The organism is Pseudomonas sp. S2_A02, from assembly GCF_054668495.1.
This window is the reverse complement of sequence record NZ_CP162776.1, coordinates 5,485,564-5,503,328: the sequence shown is the minus strand read 5'-3', so window position 1 is coordinate 5,503,328 and position 17,765 is coordinate 5,485,564. Positions and strand designations below refer to the sequence as shown.

15 protein-coding genes are annotated in these 17,765 nt (G+C 51.1%); 6 read left to right on the top strand and 9 right to left on the bottom strand.

Translation table 11 applies throughout. From position 1 onward, the window contains the following. Nucleotides 1-83: 83 nt before the first annotated feature. The 6 genes from AB4O41_RS25140 to AB4O41_RS25115 form a co-directional block, all read right to left on the bottom strand. Nucleotides 84-935 (bottom strand): urea carboxylase-associated family protein, encoded by an 852-nt coding sequence (locus tag AB4O41_RS25140; RefSeq protein WP_460145110.1) that lies wholly within the window; start codon nt 933-935, stop codon nt 84-86. Nucleotides 936-950: 15 nt separating this feature from the next. Then, on the bottom strand, nt 951-1,604 hold the full coding sequence (locus AB4O41_RS25135; RefSeq protein WP_460145109.1) for a GntR family transcriptional regulator: 654 nt from the start codon (nt 1,602-1,604) through the stop codon (nt 951-953). Nucleotides 1,605-1,674: 70 nt separating this feature from the next. Then, complete coding sequence (gene fabF, locus AB4O41_RS25130) at nt 1,675-2,949, bottom strand: beta-ketoacyl-ACP synthase II (protein ID WP_460145107.1); 1,275 nt, start codon at nt 2,947-2,949, stop codon at nt 1,675-1,677. A gap of 32 nt (nt 2,950-2,981) precedes the next feature. After that, nucleotides 2,982-3,776 carry an SDR family NAD(P)-dependent oxidoreductase gene (locus tag AB4O41_RS25125; protein WP_460145106.1) on the bottom strand — a complete coding sequence of 265 codons (795 nt, stop codon included), beginning with the start codon at nt 3,774-3,776 and terminating at the stop codon, nt 2,982-2,984. Nucleotides 3,777-3,982: 206 nt separating this feature from the next. Continuing rightward, nucleotides 3,983-4,318, bottom strand: a complete 336-nt coding sequence (locus tag AB4O41_RS25120; protein WP_460145104.1) for a ComEA family DNA-binding protein — start codon at nt 4,316-4,318, stop codon at nt 3,983-3,985. 112 nt (nt 4,319-4,430) lie between these two features. Further along, entirely contained in the window at nt 4,431-6,425 is a 1,995-nt protein-coding gene (locus AB4O41_RS25115; protein ID WP_460145103.1) for a polysaccharide biosynthesis protein, read from the bottom strand. A gap of 616 nt (nt 6,426-7,041) precedes the next feature. On the opposite strand from AB4O41_RS25115, the gene AB4O41_RS25110 reads away from it, so the two are divergent. The 6 genes from AB4O41_RS25110 to AB4O41_RS25085 all read left to right on the top strand — a co-directional run bounded on the left by AB4O41_RS25110 (nt 7,042) and on the right by AB4O41_RS25085 (nt 14,517). After that, nucleotides 7,042-9,027 (top strand): glucosyltransferase domain-containing protein, encoded by a 1,986-nt coding sequence (locus AB4O41_RS25110; RefSeq protein WP_460145102.1) that lies wholly within the window; start codon nt 7,042-7,044, stop codon nt 9,025-9,027. After that, a complete protein-coding gene (locus tag AB4O41_RS25105) occupies nt 9,020-11,038 on the top strand; it encodes a hypothetical protein (protein WP_460145100.1) in 2,019 nt (672 codons plus the stop codon). Before AB4O41_RS25110 ends, AB4O41_RS25105 begins: the two co-directional genes overlap by 8 nt. Nucleotides 11,039-11,125: 87 nt before the next feature. Next, nucleotides 11,126-12,235, top strand: coding sequence for a DegT/DnrJ/EryC1/StrS family aminotransferase (locus AB4O41_RS25100; RefSeq protein ID WP_460145098.1), 1,110 nt, complete (start codon nt 11,126-11,128; stop codon nt 12,233-12,235). Between the two features lies 1 nt (nt 12,236). Then, nucleotides 12,237-13,172, top strand: coding sequence for a glycosyltransferase family 2 protein (locus AB4O41_RS25095; protein ID WP_460145097.1), 936 nt, complete (start codon nt 12,237-12,239; stop codon nt 13,170-13,172). Continuing rightward, the gene (locus tag AB4O41_RS25090; protein ID WP_460145095.1) at nt 13,169-14,116 is read left to right on the top strand and encodes a WxcM-like domain-containing protein; all 948 of its coding nucleotides are present in this window, start codon (nt 13,169-13,171) and stop codon (nt 14,114-14,116) included. The genes AB4O41_RS25095 and AB4O41_RS25090 overlap by 4 nt, the downstream gene beginning before the upstream one ends. Nucleotides 14,117-14,139: 23 nt before the next feature. Then, nucleotides 14,140-14,517: a GtrA family protein gene (locus AB4O41_RS25085; protein ID WP_460145094.1), complete on the top strand. Its 378-nt coding sequence runs from the start codon at nt 14,140-14,142 to the stop codon at nt 14,515-14,517. Between the two features lie 210 nt (nt 14,518-14,727). Here AB4O41_RS25085 and AB4O41_RS25080 read toward each other — a convergent pair whose 3' ends face one another. The 3 genes from AB4O41_RS25080 to AB4O41_RS25070 form a co-directional block, all read right to left on the bottom strand. After that, nucleotides 14,728-15,474 (bottom strand): acyltransferase, encoded by a 747-nt coding sequence (locus AB4O41_RS25080; protein WP_460145093.1) that lies wholly within the window; start codon nt 15,472-15,474, stop codon nt 14,728-14,730. A 109-nt stretch (nt 15,475-15,583) separates the two neighbouring features. Then, nucleotides 15,584-16,450, bottom strand: coding sequence for a 3-hydroxyacyl-CoA dehydrogenase family protein (locus tag AB4O41_RS25075; protein WP_460145092.1), 867 nt, complete (start codon nt 16,448-16,450; stop codon nt 15,584-15,586). Nucleotides 16,451-16,739: 289 nt separating this feature from the next. Continuing rightward, nucleotides 16,740-17,756, bottom strand: coding sequence for an MraY family glycosyltransferase (locus tag AB4O41_RS25070; RefSeq protein ID WP_460145091.1), 1,017 nt, complete (start codon nt 17,754-17,756; stop codon nt 16,740-16,742). Nucleotides 17,757-17,765 lie beyond the last annotated feature (9 nt).

Here is a 17,765-nt window from a genome sequence, read left to right as displayed (position 1 = left end):
CGCTCTTAAGGACGCCTTCGCCGGCAAGCCTGGCTCCTACAGGTCCGGCATTGGGGCAAGCGCCCCTTGCCATAAAAGCGCTTCTATTTCTCCCAATCGGCCTTGGCAATGTGCAAGCCATGCAGCCCTTTGTAAGCCGCACGTTCCGGCTGGCTCCAGCCCTCAAGCACCGAATCCTCCAACCGATAAATCTCCACCCCCAGCGGGCGACACACACTCAGCGGATCCTGCGCATCCGGCCCCCACATGGCCAGCGACAGATCGCCCCCCGGACACGTCGACAGCGCGCACAACAAATCAATCTCGGCAAAGAACTCCAGATAATCGCCCTTCTGCGCCGGGCAGGCTTTCATGAAGTACATGTCGTCGTGATTCAGGCCGGTGCACTGGAAAATGTTCAGCACATCATGCACGTCAAACTCGGTCAGGCCATAGGGCAACACCGCGCGAGTCAAATTCGAGTGGCAGTGATGATGGAAGTCTTCGCCCGTGAGCATTCTGTTCACATACGGATCGCACCGCGTCCCCAGCAAGTCGTGCAAACGCCCGCCATGTTCGTCGATGCCGTACCCGGCCAGGCTATCGTCGGTGATGGTCACCAGCGGTCGTAAGAAAGGCAGGTTCGACCAGAGCCGATCATGGGTGCTGACATGCGCCCCTTGCAACTGCCGGGTCCGCGCAGCCCACAAGCGTTCGCGCGGGTCGTGGGCATTCCAGACATTGAAGTCGCCGACTTGCGGGCCGACAGGGGTCGTGACCCTGAACACATGCCCCGCCGGCACATTCCAGGCACGGCCGGTGCGGATCGGCACTTCGAACTGTTCGATCAGCGTGCGCCCCTCTTTCTTGTCCCGGACTCTCTCGTAGAAAGCCGTGTCTACCTGCAAGGCCGAGCCTTTACTGACTTGATAGGCTGCCGGATAGTCTTTGTACATGGCACAAATCCTCGATCAGTGATGGGAAGAAGGGGCAAGCATCTGCAACAGGAGGTGTTCGGAGTCGTCAAGATAAAGGCTCATGGCGTCGCCGGCGGCGCGTTTGTCGCCGTCGGCCAGCAAGTCATGTATCTGCCGGTCACGCGCCAGCCAGGGCGCCTGAAAATGTGATTCATCGGGAGCGGTGCAAAACACCAGGCGCAATTGCGCGACGACGTTGGTGAAGAACTCATCGAACAATGGACTGCGCAGCAATCCGACGATGTGTTGATGAAATGCCAGGCTGTGAGTGCCGACGGCACGCCAGTCCTCACGCTCCCGGGCCAGCTCGGTGGCTTCCAGAGCCTCAAGCATCCGGTCGGACTGATACTCACGCAGCGGCTGACTGGCGCTGATGGCTTGCAGTTCCAGAGCGCGACGGACCTTGAACAGATCGCGCACATCATCAGCCCCCAACCTGCGCACCATCACCCCTTTGTTGCGCACGTAACGGGTCAGCCCTTCTTGCCCCAGACGGTGCAACGCCTCGCGAATCGTGTTTCGCGAGGCGTTGTAGGCCGACACCAGATCGTTTTCCACCAACGCCATGCCGGGCAGCAAACGACCGCCGATGATGTCAGCGCGTAGCTCCAATGTGATGTGGTCGGCCAGGGACAGTCCGCTGCTCATACTCAACGCCTCTAGATTGTTCAACAATCGTCAGCGAATGAGTAATCACTATTCGTGCCATCCCGGCGAACTAGCCCTCCCAGCGCTTGAACAACACACTGGCATTCACGCCACCAAACCCGAAGCCGTTGGACATCGCGTACTCGATCGTCATTGGCCGCGCCTGACCGTGAACAATGTCCACCCCTTGCGCCGCCGGATCCGGGTTATCGAAATTGAGCGTCGCCGGCGCCACCTGATCGCGGAGTGCCAACAGGGTAAAGATCGCCTCGATCCCACCAGCAGCGCCGAGCAAATGCCCGGTCGCAGACTTGGTCGATGTCACGGCTATCTTGTTGTCCGAGCCAAACAACGACTTGATGGCCGCCAACTCCCCCAAATCCCCAACCGGTGTAGAAGTGGCATGAGCGTTGAGATGCTGCACCTGCGTCGGCGAAATGCCCGCCTGAGCCAACGCCAGCGACATCGCCCGACGCGCACCGCTGCCATCTTCAGGCCCCGCGGTGAGGTGATAAGCATCGGCACTGGTGCCGTAACCGACCAGCTCGGCCAACGGCTGAGCGCCACGCGCCAAAGCATGTTCCAGGGACTCGATCACCAGAAGGCCCGAGCCCTCGCCCATCACAAAGCCATCGCGACCACTGTCGAACGGTCGCGAGGAGCGCTCCGGAGTGTCGTTATAGCCGCTGGACAAGGCTCTTGCCGCCGCGAACCCGGCGAGGCTGACACGATCGATCGCCGCCTCCGCACCACCACACACTGCAATATCCGCCTCGCCACATCGAATCAGCCGCGCCGCGTCACCAATCGCCTGAACCCCGGCCGCGCACGCCGTTACCGGAGCCCCCAAAGGGCCCTTGAAACCGTGCTCGATCGACACATGGCCCGCAGCGAGGTTGACCAGAAATGAAGGAATGGTGAACGGCGACAAACGTCGCGGGCCACGGTTGTCGGTGGTACGCACCGCATCGGCAATCGCGCCGAAACCACCCACGCCCGAGCCAATAATGGTGGCAGTGCGCTCCTGGGCGTTGGCGTCCTGCGGTTGCCAACCGGCCTGCTCCAGTGCCTGACGCGCCGCCTCCATGGCAAACATAATGAAGCGGTCCATCTTCTTCTGCTCTTTGGGCGGCGTCGCCCGATCCGGATCAAAACCCGCCTCGGGATCTTCCGCCAGGGTTTGCACCGCACCACCGACCTTGGTGGACAGATCGGCAACCACCTCGTCCGGTAACGCCCGTAACCCGGAACGTCCGGCTAACAAACGCGCCCAAACCGCTTCGACGCCACTACCCAACGGCGACACCAGGCCCATGCCCGTGACCACCACTCGACGATTACTCATAACGCAAATACCTCAAGCCGATTCATGGTGCCTCACTTGTAACGCGTGGCGGCCGTGCTTCTGGACAGATTCGGCGCCATCGCATGACGCGCCGCTACATAGGACTCCCACTCAGAGAGATTCGGCAAGGAAGGAATGGTAATCAACTCACCCTGATCCAGACCCGACAACGCCGCGTCGACCATCTCCCCTGCTTCCATGACCATCTCCGCCGGAATCTGGGTCGCATCGATACCGGCGCGCTCCCAGATTTCGGTGCGTGTTACGCCCGGCAACACCGCTTGAACCTGGACCCCGGTGCCCGCAAGCTCGGTGTTCAACGACTGGGTCAGACTCAACACATACGCCTTGCTCGCGCTGTACGTCGCATTGAACCGCTCAGGAAACAACGCCACCACCGACGCGATATTAACGATCGTCCCGCGACCGGCCTTGGTAAAACTGGCCGCCGCTGCCGAGGCCAGCCGCGTCACCGTGGTGACGTTCAGCTGAATCAAGCGTTCCAGCTGATCCATGTCAGCGTTGGCCAGCAACCCATCTGCAGCAACTCCAGCGTTGTTCAGCAACAGGCTGATGCTCGAATCGCTGCGCAGACGCTGCTCAATCTTCAACACATCATCTTTTTGCGTCAGATCCGCCTTCAGCACCTCCACCTGAACACCATGCGCGGCGCGCAACTTGCTCGCCGCGGCCTCCAGCCGTTCCAGATCACGGGCAACCAGCAGCAAATCAAAACCACGGGTCGCCAACCGCTCAGCGTAAACCGCACCAATGCCGGAAGAAGCGCCGGTGACAAGGGCCGTACCTTGGTTCTGGACAGAATTCATGACTGTGCTCCCGGGAGATGCTTGAAGAAGGCGAGCGCCTGAATGTCAGGGCGCTTCAGCGAATGATGAATTTATTATAGGCATAATCTGAATACCATATGATAGCCGTAATTTTCTCCACCCCGATGAAAGGTGCCAGATCACCCTCCGCGGCAATAAGCAAAAAGGCCGGTCAGTGACCGGCCTCTTGGCGTAGATTTACAAGCTTAGTTCACTTCCAGCTTCTCGCGATTCTTGTCCAGAATGGCTTTGCCGATCCCTTTCACTTCCAGCAATTCGTCGACGGACGAAAATGGCCCATTACTCTCACGATACGCAACAATCGCCTTGGCTTTCGCCTCACCAATCCCGGACAGCTCGCGCTGCAGAGTCGGCGCATCAGCCCCATTGAGATCGACCTTACTCGTTTGAGCCTTGGCGGCAACGTCCAGCATCAAGGGTGCCTTGACAGCCTCCGGCACCGCTGTCGGCGCAGCAATGGCCGCAATAGAGGCGCTGGTGAGCAGGGCAAAAACCAGAGAATAGAAATAGCCAGTACGCATAAATGAAGCTCCATGACATCGATTGAGAAAGCAGCTTTTCCGAAGCTGCCTCCCAAACTTAGGCGATGTGGCGGAGCTGTCAAAAGTGTGTCAGTTACAGGATGTGAAACAATCAGGGCTCGAGACGGCGTTGCTGGTGAATCCAGTCGACAATCTCTCCGTCGGGGGTATAACCGCTGACCGTTTCGCGCAAGAGCTGGCGCACGCGGGAATAATCGTCCTGCTCGACCGCCAACAACAGCTCAGTCAAGCGGCCCTTGAGCACGTCCCAGGGTAAATGATCTTCGTTGGCGGTCATGATCATCGGATGCGGCGTCGCAGCGACGTTATCCCCGATCAACAACTCTTCGTAGAGCTTCTCGCCCGGACGCAGACCAGTGAACTCAATGGAGATGTCACCGTGCAGGTTCTTCTCCGAACGAATGCTCAAACCGGACAGGTGAATCATCTTCTCCGCCAGTTCGATGATCTTCACCGGTTCCCCCATATCCAGCACGAATACATCACCGCCCTGCCCCATGGAGCCGGCCTGAATCACCAATTGCGCGGCTTCCGGGATGGTCATGAAGTAGCGGGTGATTTTCGGGTGCGTGACCGTCAATGGGCCACCGGACTTGATCTGACTGTGGAACAACGGAATCACCGAACCGGACGACCCCAACACATTGCCAAAACGCACCATGGTGAAACGGGTTTTGTTGACCCGGGATACATTGGCCTTGTCGCCAAACAGTACCGGGGCAACTTCACGACTGAGGGCCTGAAGCGTCAGCTCCGCCAGACGCTTGGTGCTGCCCATGATGTTGGTCGGACGAACGGCTTTATCGGTAGAAATCAGCACGAAGTTGGCCACACCCGCCTGCAAGGCAGCCTGAGCAGTGTTCAACGTGCCAATGACATTGTTGAGCACGCCTTCGGCAATGTTGTGCTCCACCATCGGCACATGCTTATAAGCAGCCGCGTGATAGACGGTATCCACGCGCCAGGTCTTCATCACATCAAGCAGTTTGTGCGGATGACGGATGGAGCCGAGGATAGGCAGCAACTTGACCGACACTGACTCACGACAACCGCGCTGCTCCAACTCCGACAGAATGCTGTAAAGGTTGAATTCACTGTGCTCAAACAGCAGAAGCGTGGTCGGGCCAAGGGAGAAAATCTGCCGGCACAGCTCAGAACCGATCGACCCGCCGGCGCCAGTGACCATCACGGTCTTGCCTTTGATACAGCGTTCGAGCAAATCGGCTTGGGCTGGCACAGCATCACGGCCCAGCAAATCGGCGATATCCACCTCCTGAATGTCTTCAACCTTGACCCGGCCGCTGGCCAGATCGGTGAAGTTCGGGACGCTTCGTACGTGAAGTGGATAACCTTCCAGCAGATTGAGGATTTCCCGGCGTCGTGCACGGGTGGATGACGGTAGGGCCAGGAGGATTTCCTGGGCACCGGTGACGTCGATCATTTGCTGGATGTGTTTGGGTTTATAGACCTGAAGGCCGGAGATAGAGCGATCGGCGATGCTGGGGTCGTCGTCGATGAATGCCACGGGGCGCATGACTCGGCCCATGCGCAAGGCAGCAACTAACTGATTGCCTGCGACGCCTGCACCGTAGATGGCGACTTTGGTGAGGCCGTCGTCGCGGTTGGTGAACGGTACGTGCTGGGCGGCGGTGAACCAGTCGCCCATGAAGTATTGGCGCATGCAGAGGCGTAGGCCGCCGATGATCACCATGCTCAGCCACCAATAGTTGAAGATGATGGAGCGTGGGACGACGGTTTGGTGGTTGCTGTACCAGTAGACAACCAATGCGAGAATGAGCGAAGAAAGACTCACTGCTTTGATTATGACGACAAGTGCGTCGTTGCCAAAATAGCGCATCACCGCCCGATACATACCAAAACGGATAAAAAGGGGAATCGCTACGACCGGAGCACAGAGAAACAGCCAGAGGTGAACCTTCAGGGGATTGACCATTTCGTCGATCCCCAATCGGACGATAAACGCCAGCCACAAGGCTACCCAAACGAGAACGACGTCCGTCAGAACCTGAATCAATCGTTTCTGGCGCCGCGGCAGAGCCAACAAAACACCACGCAGTCTATCCATATGCTCCTGTACCAATCTGGCCTCCTCCCTTGGTTGTACCGGCGAACACATTGTACGGAGGTAAAGATCTTCGTTACAGAAAAAAGAACGGCTCCAGCAAGGTGCAAAGCCCTGCCCTGCGGGTCAAGCCCTCCAACTTTATGTGACCGTGCCGTTGCGGCCTTCGTTCAATCAAGAAGCTTTGCACCGGATGATAGACCTCAGCTGCTGCCTCATGGCCAAATAGGTATACTACGCGACAAGATTTTTTGCCTCACAAAGCCAAGGTGACTTTCGGCCTCGACCAGTAAACAGAGAGTTACCGGCAGACAGCACGATGACTGTTATTAGGGGGCGCGGAATGCGCCCACAAAATATCGAAAAATCAAACCAATAAAAATCTCGACCAAAACAAAATCCACCGATTAAACCAAGAATAGGGAAGTGAGTGCACGTGATGCAGACTGGGTCCATGTCACAAATAAAAACCATATTGAAATGGGCTACAGCGGGGGGACTACTCACTTTAATCTTTACGTGGCTCCTCCTGAAAAGCGCCGTGCTCGCGCCTAGCATTACGATCCAGACAGCGCACTTTCCGGCGAAACAATCGCAACTTTTTTATAAGAACGATGACGTGTACAAGGAAAGTAACTCATCGATCAATAAACTGGATACGGATAGCCAAACATTCAATTTTACCTTGCTGCAATATGATAGCGATCTAAGATGGGACCCGCTGGAAAGCTCCGGTTCCTTCTTTGTAAAAGCCGTCACCATTCGTGTTCTGGGTTATTCGAAAGCGGTGGAGTTGAAAAATCTGACGCCATTTATACAAATCAAGGAGGCCGAGCGCACCGATGGCTATGTGCACTTCATTGCCCCAGCGGGCGCCACGGACCCCCAGATAAACATTCATATCAACAGAAACTTGCTGGACAAATTGCGAAGCATCAACGCAATCCTGCTGGGGTTGGCGGGAGCATTTTCTGTACTCGGATGGATTAAATGGAACGAAAAAATTCTCGAATTTCTGCAAGAAGATCGCGCTTACATCAAAGAGTTGAAGGCCCTCTTCGCTCGAGAAAGCTTCTCCCTGAATGAATTTTCTAAATTGCTGGGAATAGGTATTTTCCTAAATATTGTCCCCGTAGTGAATTTCTTTTTATCTGTAGATGACGAACGCGGCGCCTTCCGTACAGACCCATCGGGATGGATACCCGACGGGCGTTGGACGGCGTTTTTAGTCGAGAAATTTGTATTTCCTCAACCCGTGATGCCCTTTGTACCCAACCTGTTTTTCTACACATGCCTCGCGCTATCGTACATGTTCATACTTCGGGCTTATAACCTAAAATTCAATTGGGTTGTGGCATTGGCGTACTGCATTCTGATCGCGCACCCAATCTGGTGGTTCATCGGCGAGTTCTACTCCAATATTCCATCCACGGGTCTTGGCGTTTTGATGTTGTCGATTGCTATTTTTATGTTTTCCAAATCACGGATTAGCGAAGATTCAAAAATCAAAATTATCGGCCAAGCCTTTTTTGCCAGCTTTTTTCTATCATTGGCAATTGGCGCTTACCAATCGCTGATTATGTTTTACATCGTTGCGGGTATCGGCGTAATCGTATTTGCGTACAAGAAAGACAACATAACGATCAAGCTGATCTTGAAGCCAACCCTGCACAGAGTCGCGCTACTGGTCGGAACGCTTATCAGTGGAGTAATTCTATACACTGCACTAAATAAACTTGCACAACTTGCCTACCCTTCGAACAGAAGCTATATTGACAGTTTCCTACGCATCAATGATCTACTCGCTGATCCGATCAGGATAACCAAACTTGTCTTAATGGAAATGTGGAAATTCTACACAGGCTCCCCCCAAACATATGGTGTCTCTTTCTTCAGCACGTTCGTCATGCTTGGACTGGCGATTCTATTTTTAGTCACACAGAAAACATGGAAAGCCTCCCTATGGATGGGCTTTCTTATTGCATCAATGCTAATCGCTCCCTTCTTGCTGAACTTTATCACCGGTGCCCTATACCTCCCGCTACGCGCCATGCTCGCCGTCTCTTTTATAAGTTGGATCGCCACGATCATCGTCCTTGAAAAAAAGGGATTGATGCGTGTTATTGGCACCGTTATCGCAATAATCATGCTGTTTCAAATGGTTTCTGCCAATGGCCAATATTCCGCAAGTACGATGATGGCCACCACCCATGATCGATTCACCGCAGAAGCACTTTACAATCGGATCAGCCAGCAAAATCCTAAGTTCGACAGAAACGAGCAGGTGCTGGTTGATGTATATGGCAGACTGCCCTTCGAAAGTAGATACCCGGCGCCCGACACTTCCACAATGAGCTCATCGTTTTTCAATTGGGATCAAGGCAACGTCTATCGAATGATGGAGTACATGCGACTGATTGGCTTCACAAACGTTTCTGCCATAGGCAATGCGACAAGAATCCCTCTGACACCGCGCTTTGACACGATGTCTGTGTGGCCGGCAGAAGGATCCGTTCGCTATGATAATGGCATTTACCTCATCAAGTTGAGCAACACACCGGATCCAACGCACGCTCAATATCAAGCGGATGACTCTCATGAGTAAAAAAACAGCCTGGCTGGTGTTCCCATGTGTATGTCTATTATTTTCGCTGGCCTCTCTTTACCTTGCGAAGGTAACAGGAGCATTAGATAGTACCCGGCATAATATCTGCTTCAACATTGACAGTTCGGCGAACGGACTCACACAAGCATTCACCTCGAGAACTCCCGAGGCGTTCAATGAACATCAGTCGACTTCAAAAGTGCTGACTCAAGGTAGGCAGAAAGTTTGTTTTCCAGTGACTATTGGTGAGCGTTTTATACGATGGGATCCTAATAACAATTATTCCAGTATGCTGATCAATCAAGCCAGCGTAACCTTTCTAGGCTTGAACCAACCCCTGGCGCTCGACCAACTCATATCCAAAACCAGTGGGATAACGAATTCAGAGCCGAAGCAGACTGAACTACTGCTGCATTTCACCGACCCCGATCCACAAATCATATTTGAGATTGGTGATTCGATAAGATACAAAGAGCTCCTTTACAGTGCCATCATTTTAACAATCGCTTACGCACTCGCGCTGTACATTGCTAATCTGCTCGTCAAAAAACTGATCATCGAAAAAATTCCCGCTTACCGCATGGCGATTTTCGCGATCATTGCTCTGACTCTTACTCACCAGTTCACAGGCGTTATCGCTGTTGGCGACGGAGCAGGATGGGATGGAAATGCCTATCTGAATCTCATATTTGACTGGAAACAGTCAGAACACTTTCCAGACACAGACCCCTATCGCATGAGTAGGCTGCCAGGGTTTGCACCACTTATAGCATTAGAGTTCCTACATGACTTTAGCCGACAACAACTTATTCAAATACAAGTAATACTTAACATCATTGGATTTGGTGCTGCGTCAGGCTTTTTTCTCGATTATCTAATGAGGTCCGGCCTATCTCTAAAAAAAGCAAATGAATATACACTTATGATGCTGCTGTCATGGCCTGTTATGGTTATGTCAACGTATTATCCTCTACTTAGCGATCATCTTGCGATAATATTTTCCTGCTTTAGCTTATGGTGTTTCTCCAAGAAACATCGTGCAAGCTTGCTCGTCCTCTGCCTAATTTCCCCACTAGTAATGCCAGGACTTTTTCTGCTCCCCTTCACTCTATTGGCCTTTTCTAGCACACAAGAAAGTAATGGCTGGTTAAGTCGATGGGCAACCTCCCCTCAATTCAAAATAGTGCTATTTTTGCTATTTTCAATAATCATGACTAGCTTTACTTATTCATCGCTCAACCAAATCTCCGACACCGAACTCCTGAATATCGGCTTATCTATCGCTCCAGGCTTGCCTAATTTAAAAAAGTTAAGCTTTATGTATGTATTATGTGCACTGATAGTGGTCTCATGGCTATGGAGCAATCATTTCCCCCAAAAAGAATTTTTTTCAAACTTATCAATAAATTGGCTACTATTAGCTTTGTTCGCCAGCATTTTTGGGCACGCGGCTTTATATTTCGGACTGAACTGGAACACCGGTTTTAAAGGACCAAATTTATGGCAAAACATGATCTTCCAGTCCCTCAATGCACCTCTCAAACCATTGATCTCTCATTTTGTATATTTTGGCCCGCTTTTTATCGTTGCACTAGCGCTTCTATTTAGATCGACAGACAGCAAAAGACTTCACTACCCGGTAAAAATAGCCATACTAGGCTTTTTACCTATATTGGCTATTGGCTCAGAGACACGGCAATGGGTCGCTATTCTGCCATTCCTAGTGGCATTTATTGCACAGTACGGCATCAAATCAAGAATAAGAAAACTGATATTAGGGTTTTCCGTACTGTTGGCCGCGCCATTATTTTGGCTACCAGGATCAGTGGAAAGAGCGTTTGCTTTAAAACTACCTATGACTGAGCCATTGTGGCAACTGTATTTTGGTCGACACGGCCCTTGGATGTCCTACACGACGTATTTAATTAGTGGCGCTCTTATGCTGGTATTTATTGCCTTTTGGATGTTGGCAAAAAGAAAGGACCATTCGGTAAAAATGGCCGACGAATAGGGGCGATTCAGTCGACATATCACCTGATTTGTGTAGTAAAATTTCGCCCATTATAATGCAGGCAGTCAAAAATTTTCTGGATGGATCATGGACGTAAATCAACAAATTCCGTTATTCTCTGCAGTTGCGGCCAATGCTGGCATTGATTTTTCTGCCCCCCTGATGCGCGTCGTCAATCGTCACTGGTACATCATGGGTGAAGAGGTAAAAGCATTTGAACGCGAGTTTGCTGACTACGTTGGGACAGAACACTGTATCTCTGTCGCCAATGGCTCCGACGCGCTGGAAATTGCTCTGCTTGGGCTGGGCGTCGGACCTGGTGATCGCGTCGTCACAGTGGCCAATGCCGGGTTCTATAGCAGCACGGCCATCCGTGCAGTCGGTGCTGAACCGGTGTATGTGGATGTCGACGATACGTCCCTGACAATGTGTCCAGTTTCACTGAAAATGGCACTGTCCAAGCCTGCAAAGGTCGTTATCGTCACTCATCTTTATGGGCAAATGGCTGATATTGAAACGCTAGCAGCCATTTCTCGATCCACTGGCGCGGCGGTACTGGAAGATTGTGCTCAATCCCACGGAGCGCGATCTGCCAAGAGACAATGCGGTTCTTTCGGGGATCTGGCCTGTTTCAGCTTCTACCCCACCAAAAATCTAGGAGCGCTCGGTGATGGCGGTGCAATCGTCACCTCATCCTCCGATATAGCAAAACGTTTACTCTCACTGCGCCAGTATGGCTGGTCGACCAAGTATCACGTCACCGTGCCACTGGGGCGCAATAGCCGACTCGATGAAATGCAAGCCGCTATTTTACGCGTGAAGCTCCCTCTACTGGATCAGTGGAACTCGGAACGCCGTTCAATCGCGAGCCAATACTGCGCAGCATTTGCAAAGCTGCCTGTAAAGCTACCGGCAAGTTTGAGTGACGATTTTGTTGCTCACTTATTTGTATTGCGCGTTGAAGACAGAGACGCCTTTACGTCTTACCTCAAAGAACACGGTGTTAGCACTGATGTTCACTATCCGGTTCCTGATCACCGGCAAACGGCTTATATTCTGAACGAAACATTCAACCTGCCGGTGACCGAGTTGGCGAGTTCCAAACTGGTCTCCTTACCCTGCTTCCCCGGACTGACCAGCCAGCAAATCGATCGCGTGATTGAGGTCGTTTCCAACTACTTCAATCAGGGGATTTAGTGTGCTATCGCTCGTTATCCCGGTCTACCGAAATGAGGAATCACTTCCTTCGCTTTTGAAAGCTGTTGACGACCTTAATGTCCAACTGCAGGGGGCATTGGAAGTTGTATTCGTAGTAGATGGTAGCCCGGATCGCTCGTATGAGATTCTGCGAGATTGCTTGCCCCAGCAGGCCTTTTCTTCTCAACTGATTCTACTTTCGAAAAACTTCGGCTCGTTCATGGCCATCAGAATAGGATTGCAGCACGGCAAAGGCAGAACATTTGCGGTAATGGCAGCTGATTTACAAGAACCGCCGAGCTTGGTACTGACGATGAATCGCATACTCAATAGCGAACCCGTCGACGTTGTCGTGGGCGTCCGGGAAGGCAGGCAAGATCCATTTTTTTCAAAACTGGCATCAAATATTTTCTGGGGTCTGTACAAGCGATATGTGATTCCAGAAATGCCTGACGGTGGCGTGGATATGTTCAGCTGCAATCTGGAGTTCCGTAACAACCTACTGAAGCTAGAAGAACGCCACAGCTCTCTGATTGCACAAATTTTCTGGCTTGGATTCCGTCGCCAGGTTGTCCCCTACTCTCGAGCGGCAAGAGAACACGGCAAGTCGGCCTGGACACTTAGAAAGAAAGTTAACTATCTGATGGACAGCGTTTTCTCATTCACCGACCTCCCCATCCGCCTTTTGATTCGGGTCGGAGCTACCGGCTCGGTAGTTTCTGCACTGTACGGTGTCAGCGTCCTGTTAGCCAAGCTTGGTGGGCTAATTGACGTGCCGGGATATGCGATGACACTTTTCACGATCACGCTACTGGGTAGCCTTAACCTCTTGGGCCTTGGTGTTATCGGTTCATACGCATGGCGCACCTATGAGAATACTAAAGGACGCCCTTTGGCGATCCCTATGAAAGTTTCGGAATTTGGAGCGAATAAATGAGTGAATCAAGGGATTTCTTCGTTCATGAACGTGCGATTTGTGAATCTTCTGCAATCGGTTCCGGCTCAAAAATCTGCGCATTCACGCATGTGCTGGCAAATGCACGTATTGGAACTGACTGTAATATTTGGGACCACGTCTTTGTGGAGAACGATGTCGTCATAGGCTCGCGCGTTACGCTCAAATGCGGCGTACATGTCTGGGATGGCATAACAATTGAAGATGATGTCTTCGTTGGACCTAACGTGACATTCGCCAATGACACGCTCCCTCAAGACAACATCTATCCAATGGAATTTGCTAGAACGGTTATCAAAAAAGGCGTCTCTCTGGGTGCAAATTCGACAATTTTGCCAGGCATTACTATCGGCTCTTTCGCCATGGTCGGTGCGGGTGCAGTAGTCACAAAGTCAGTTCCACCCAATGCGATCGTCGTTGGCAATCCTGCAAAAATTGTTGGCTATGTGGATGCTAAGCCAACCGACGGAAAGCTGGTAGAAAGCCCGACGAAGATTGGAACCTCAGAGGTTTACCCGTGCGGCGTGACGCTGCACCGCATGCTGGAGGCTATTGATATTCGCGGTAGCTTGAGCGTCGGCGAGTTTGAGCGAGATATTCCCTTCGCTGTAAAACGCTATTTCTTGGTTTCCAATGTGCCTACCGAAGAAACCAGGGGAGAGCACGCCCATCGCGAATGTCATCAGTTTCTGGTTGCGGTCAAAGGCACAGTTCATGTCGTCGCTGACAACGGCAAGAACAGACAGGAATTTGTCCTGGACTCACACACTCTGGGCCTGTTCCTTCCGGCCATGACATGGGGAATCCAGTACAAATACTCCTCCGACGCAGTGTTGCTGGTATTTGCATCAGAACATTACGCAGCCGAAGACTACATTCGTGACTATGATCAGTTTTTGATTGAGAAAGAAGAAAAAGTTGGCTAACTGACGTGAACCTTACGAAATTAATGGAAATTAAGTTTTTCCGATTCCTCCTGACAGGAGGCCTAAACACCGGCATTACCTATGCGCTGTATCTGATAATGCTGAATTTCTTTCCATACATTTGGAGCTATTCAATCAGTTATATCGGCGGAATTGTGATAGCGTTCGTAATGAATCGTTTTTTCGTATTCAAGGAACATCAAGGATTAAAATCCGTGCTGTTTTTTCCTTTCATCTACATCGCGCAATATATCCTAGGGATATTTATAGTTTGGTTCTGGGTAAAAAAACTGATGCTCCCCGAGTTCCTGGCTCCACTTGCTGCAATAGTCCTTTCTCTACCGCTTACGTACGTGCTGACCAAGCTTGTTTTTGTCAAAGCCAAACCTAAAGCGCTTTGAGTTCACACCTACGGACATTTTAAGAAACAGACTGTCACACACCAAAATACAGACGCAAGTCTCAACCGGAGTTGGATTATCCGGTTGAACTCGCCCGGCCCAAAGTTCCCCTTCATAAAACCGACCGACTCCTAATTGGAGTGATGGGCTCATGGAGCGCTTACCTTAGATTCGGATTGAGAGCGACCTTGAGCCCTTGAGCGAACTATTTTAAGAGGAAGCAAATTCTGCTACCCATGCTGCCACGGCTGCTTCTGGGTATCCTCTGTGAAAATGCCTTCTCCAAGGATATGCACTCTCCCCTGAACCGTCTTTGAGCTTGATTGCCTTGGTCTCACAAATGAACTTAGCGGGACTCCCGGCGACAACAGTATCTGGGGCAACATTTTTGCTGACGGAGCTATGAGCGCCAACCAAGGCCCCAGACTTTACTGTGACCCCCGGAAGGATGACCGACATTGTAGCGATAGCTACGAAATCCTCAATGGTAACACCCTGCATAACATTACTTGGTGGATGCGGATCATTAGTTAAGACAACATATGGAAATATCCAAACGTAATTTCCAATTACTGAATGCTGACCAACATGCACATTGCTATGAAACTTAACGTATTCCCCGATCTTGCAATGTCCCTGTATGTCGCTAAGAGTACCAATCTGAAGTCCATCCCCAGCTTCAGTTTTCTCGCGAACTGTAACTCTATGTCCTGTGGAAAGCTTTTCACCAAACACAGACCCTTCATAAAAAACGCTATGGGATCGAATCAGAGAAGAGTTACCGATGATTAACGGAGATCCATCGGACAAAGGAGATGGAACACCAATCTCACAATGTGAGCCAATTTCGCAATTGTCACCAATCACAACATTTTCATGAATGATTGTGTATGCACCGACGCGCACACCGCTGCCCAATTTCGCACCAGCTTCAATAAGCGCAGTTGCATGAATCATAAGATCGCCTCGACCTCTTAAACTGTCCATTATTTTTAGTCGCCTATTTGACGCCTAACTTACTTTGTCACTATTTCTTGAAGCAGCAACACTATAATTAATCGAAACCTCAATACTTATAAAAACCCTGACCAGTTTTTCTTCCTAGATGGTTTGCTCTTACCATTTTTCTTAGCAAAGAATGGGCCCTATATTTCGGATCGCCAGTCTCGTTATGCAGGGTTTCCATTATGGAAAGATTAACATCGTTACCTATCAGATCAGCGAGCGCCAAGGGACCTATTGGATGGTTTGCTCCATAGCGCATGGCCTTGTCTATCTCCTCGACGGTGGCAACGCCCTCGGCCAATATGCCTATCGCCTCATTGATCATGGGTATCAGCATTCTGTTAACAATGAAACCAGGAGCTTCATTCACCATCACAGGCTCTTTGCCCAAGGACTTTGCGAACTCAAATGCCCAGTCCAGGGTAGTTTTGGATGTTGAAAGACCCGCGATAATTTCGGTTAACTTCATCACAGGAGCAGGATTAAAAAAGTGCAACCCTACAACGTTCTCTGGAAACGGACAAAGTGATCCTAACTCTGTAATCGACAGAGAAGATGTGTTCGATGCCAAAACCATCTTTTCGGAGGCAATGCCGGAGAGCTTTTTAAAAATCTCCCTTTTTGATTCCATACACTCTGCCACTGCCTCTATCACCAGCGTAGAGCCCTTAACCGAATTGTAATTCTCAGAAGGATTTATTTTACTGATGTATTCACGGTGCTGAGAAGGAGACAGTCGATTTTTCTTTACCTGCCGATCCCAATGATCGTGCAGTGAAGAAAGCGCCTTGTCTACGCTAGAAATATTTCTGCCTATCCATACTACAGAAACGACATGTTCAGACTGCGCCATGATCTGGACGATTCCCTTACCCATCACGCCAGTGCCAATGACAGCTACAGAGTAAGATTTTTCAAGCGTATCCATTGTGCGTGGCTCACTTCAGCAAAAAATTGGCATCATATCGAATGATGAGTATGCAATGATAGGGCTCGACATCTAGCCAGATGCCAGAATCGGATCCTTGATCGCTTGCGAGGCTTTTTTTTACCCTGTTACGGTAGCATCAGAAATACTGAAAGCACGGCCCAAGTGCTCAGAAGCTCCAGCTTGAATTCCAATTTTTACGTCAGGTTGGTGCTGAGCTCCATAAGACATTGGGGATACCACATTGCCCCCCCTTAAGTCGCCCCTAAAGGGGGCGCGCATGGCTCAATTACTCCACCTCGGACTTTCCTGCATGATACTTCAGCGCTAGCAACACCAGAGGTGAGTATGCCAACAAAATCCCGAGCAGCCCGTCCAACTTGTATCGCGTGACGCAGACCGCCACTGGCAGTAACCAGAACAGGTTGATCAGGCAGACCGCAATTGTTACCGGCAAGTGTTTACGATAGCGGCGAGAGGCGAACTGATAAGCGTGACTGCGATGAGCCTCATACACCTTTTCGCCTCGTAGCAATCGACGGAACAATGTAAAGGTCGCGTCGACAACGAAAACGCCGAGCAAAATCATCCACCCCCAGAAGTAATCGAATGAGATAAAAGCGATCTGAAGCGACAGGATGCCTAGGACAATACCAAGAAATCCACTGCCGGCATCACCCATGAAGATTTTGGCAGGAGGAAAGTTCCATACCAGAAAACCACCGACACACGCGGCAAGCAGCAGAGGCGACCAGATCAGGTCGGCATTACCGCCGAGCCAGTACAATACACAAGCGCCCAGACACGAAGTTAAAGCTTCGACGCCAGCGATCCCATCAATACCGTCCATGAAGTTGTATAAATTAAGCATCCAAACCAGATATAGGGTCGCAACTACAAACCCTATCCAGCCAAGGTTGATTATCTGCCCGAAAGCACTCACCGGGGGAAGCCCACCTAACCAAGCCAGCGCCCAAACTGCTGCGAAAAAATGTCCAAGCAAACGCCAACGCGCGGCGATATGACCATGATCATCCATGAAACCGATAATCGCCACCAAAGCGCCCGCTCCGGCCCCTGCTATAAAGTTGCCCGCTGAAATCAGATTAATTGCAAATAATAGGCACAATACTGAAAGGAAAGTGATAACGATAGCCAAGCCTCCACCTCTTGGAGTGGGAACCGAGTGAGAACTACGAGCATTCGGAATATCTATCAAGCTTCTAGCAACGGCATACCGTCGGAGCACTGCGGTCAGAATGAAGGTAACAGCAAAAGCAATCAGAACAAGCCAACTGAGACTCATTGCGCCAGC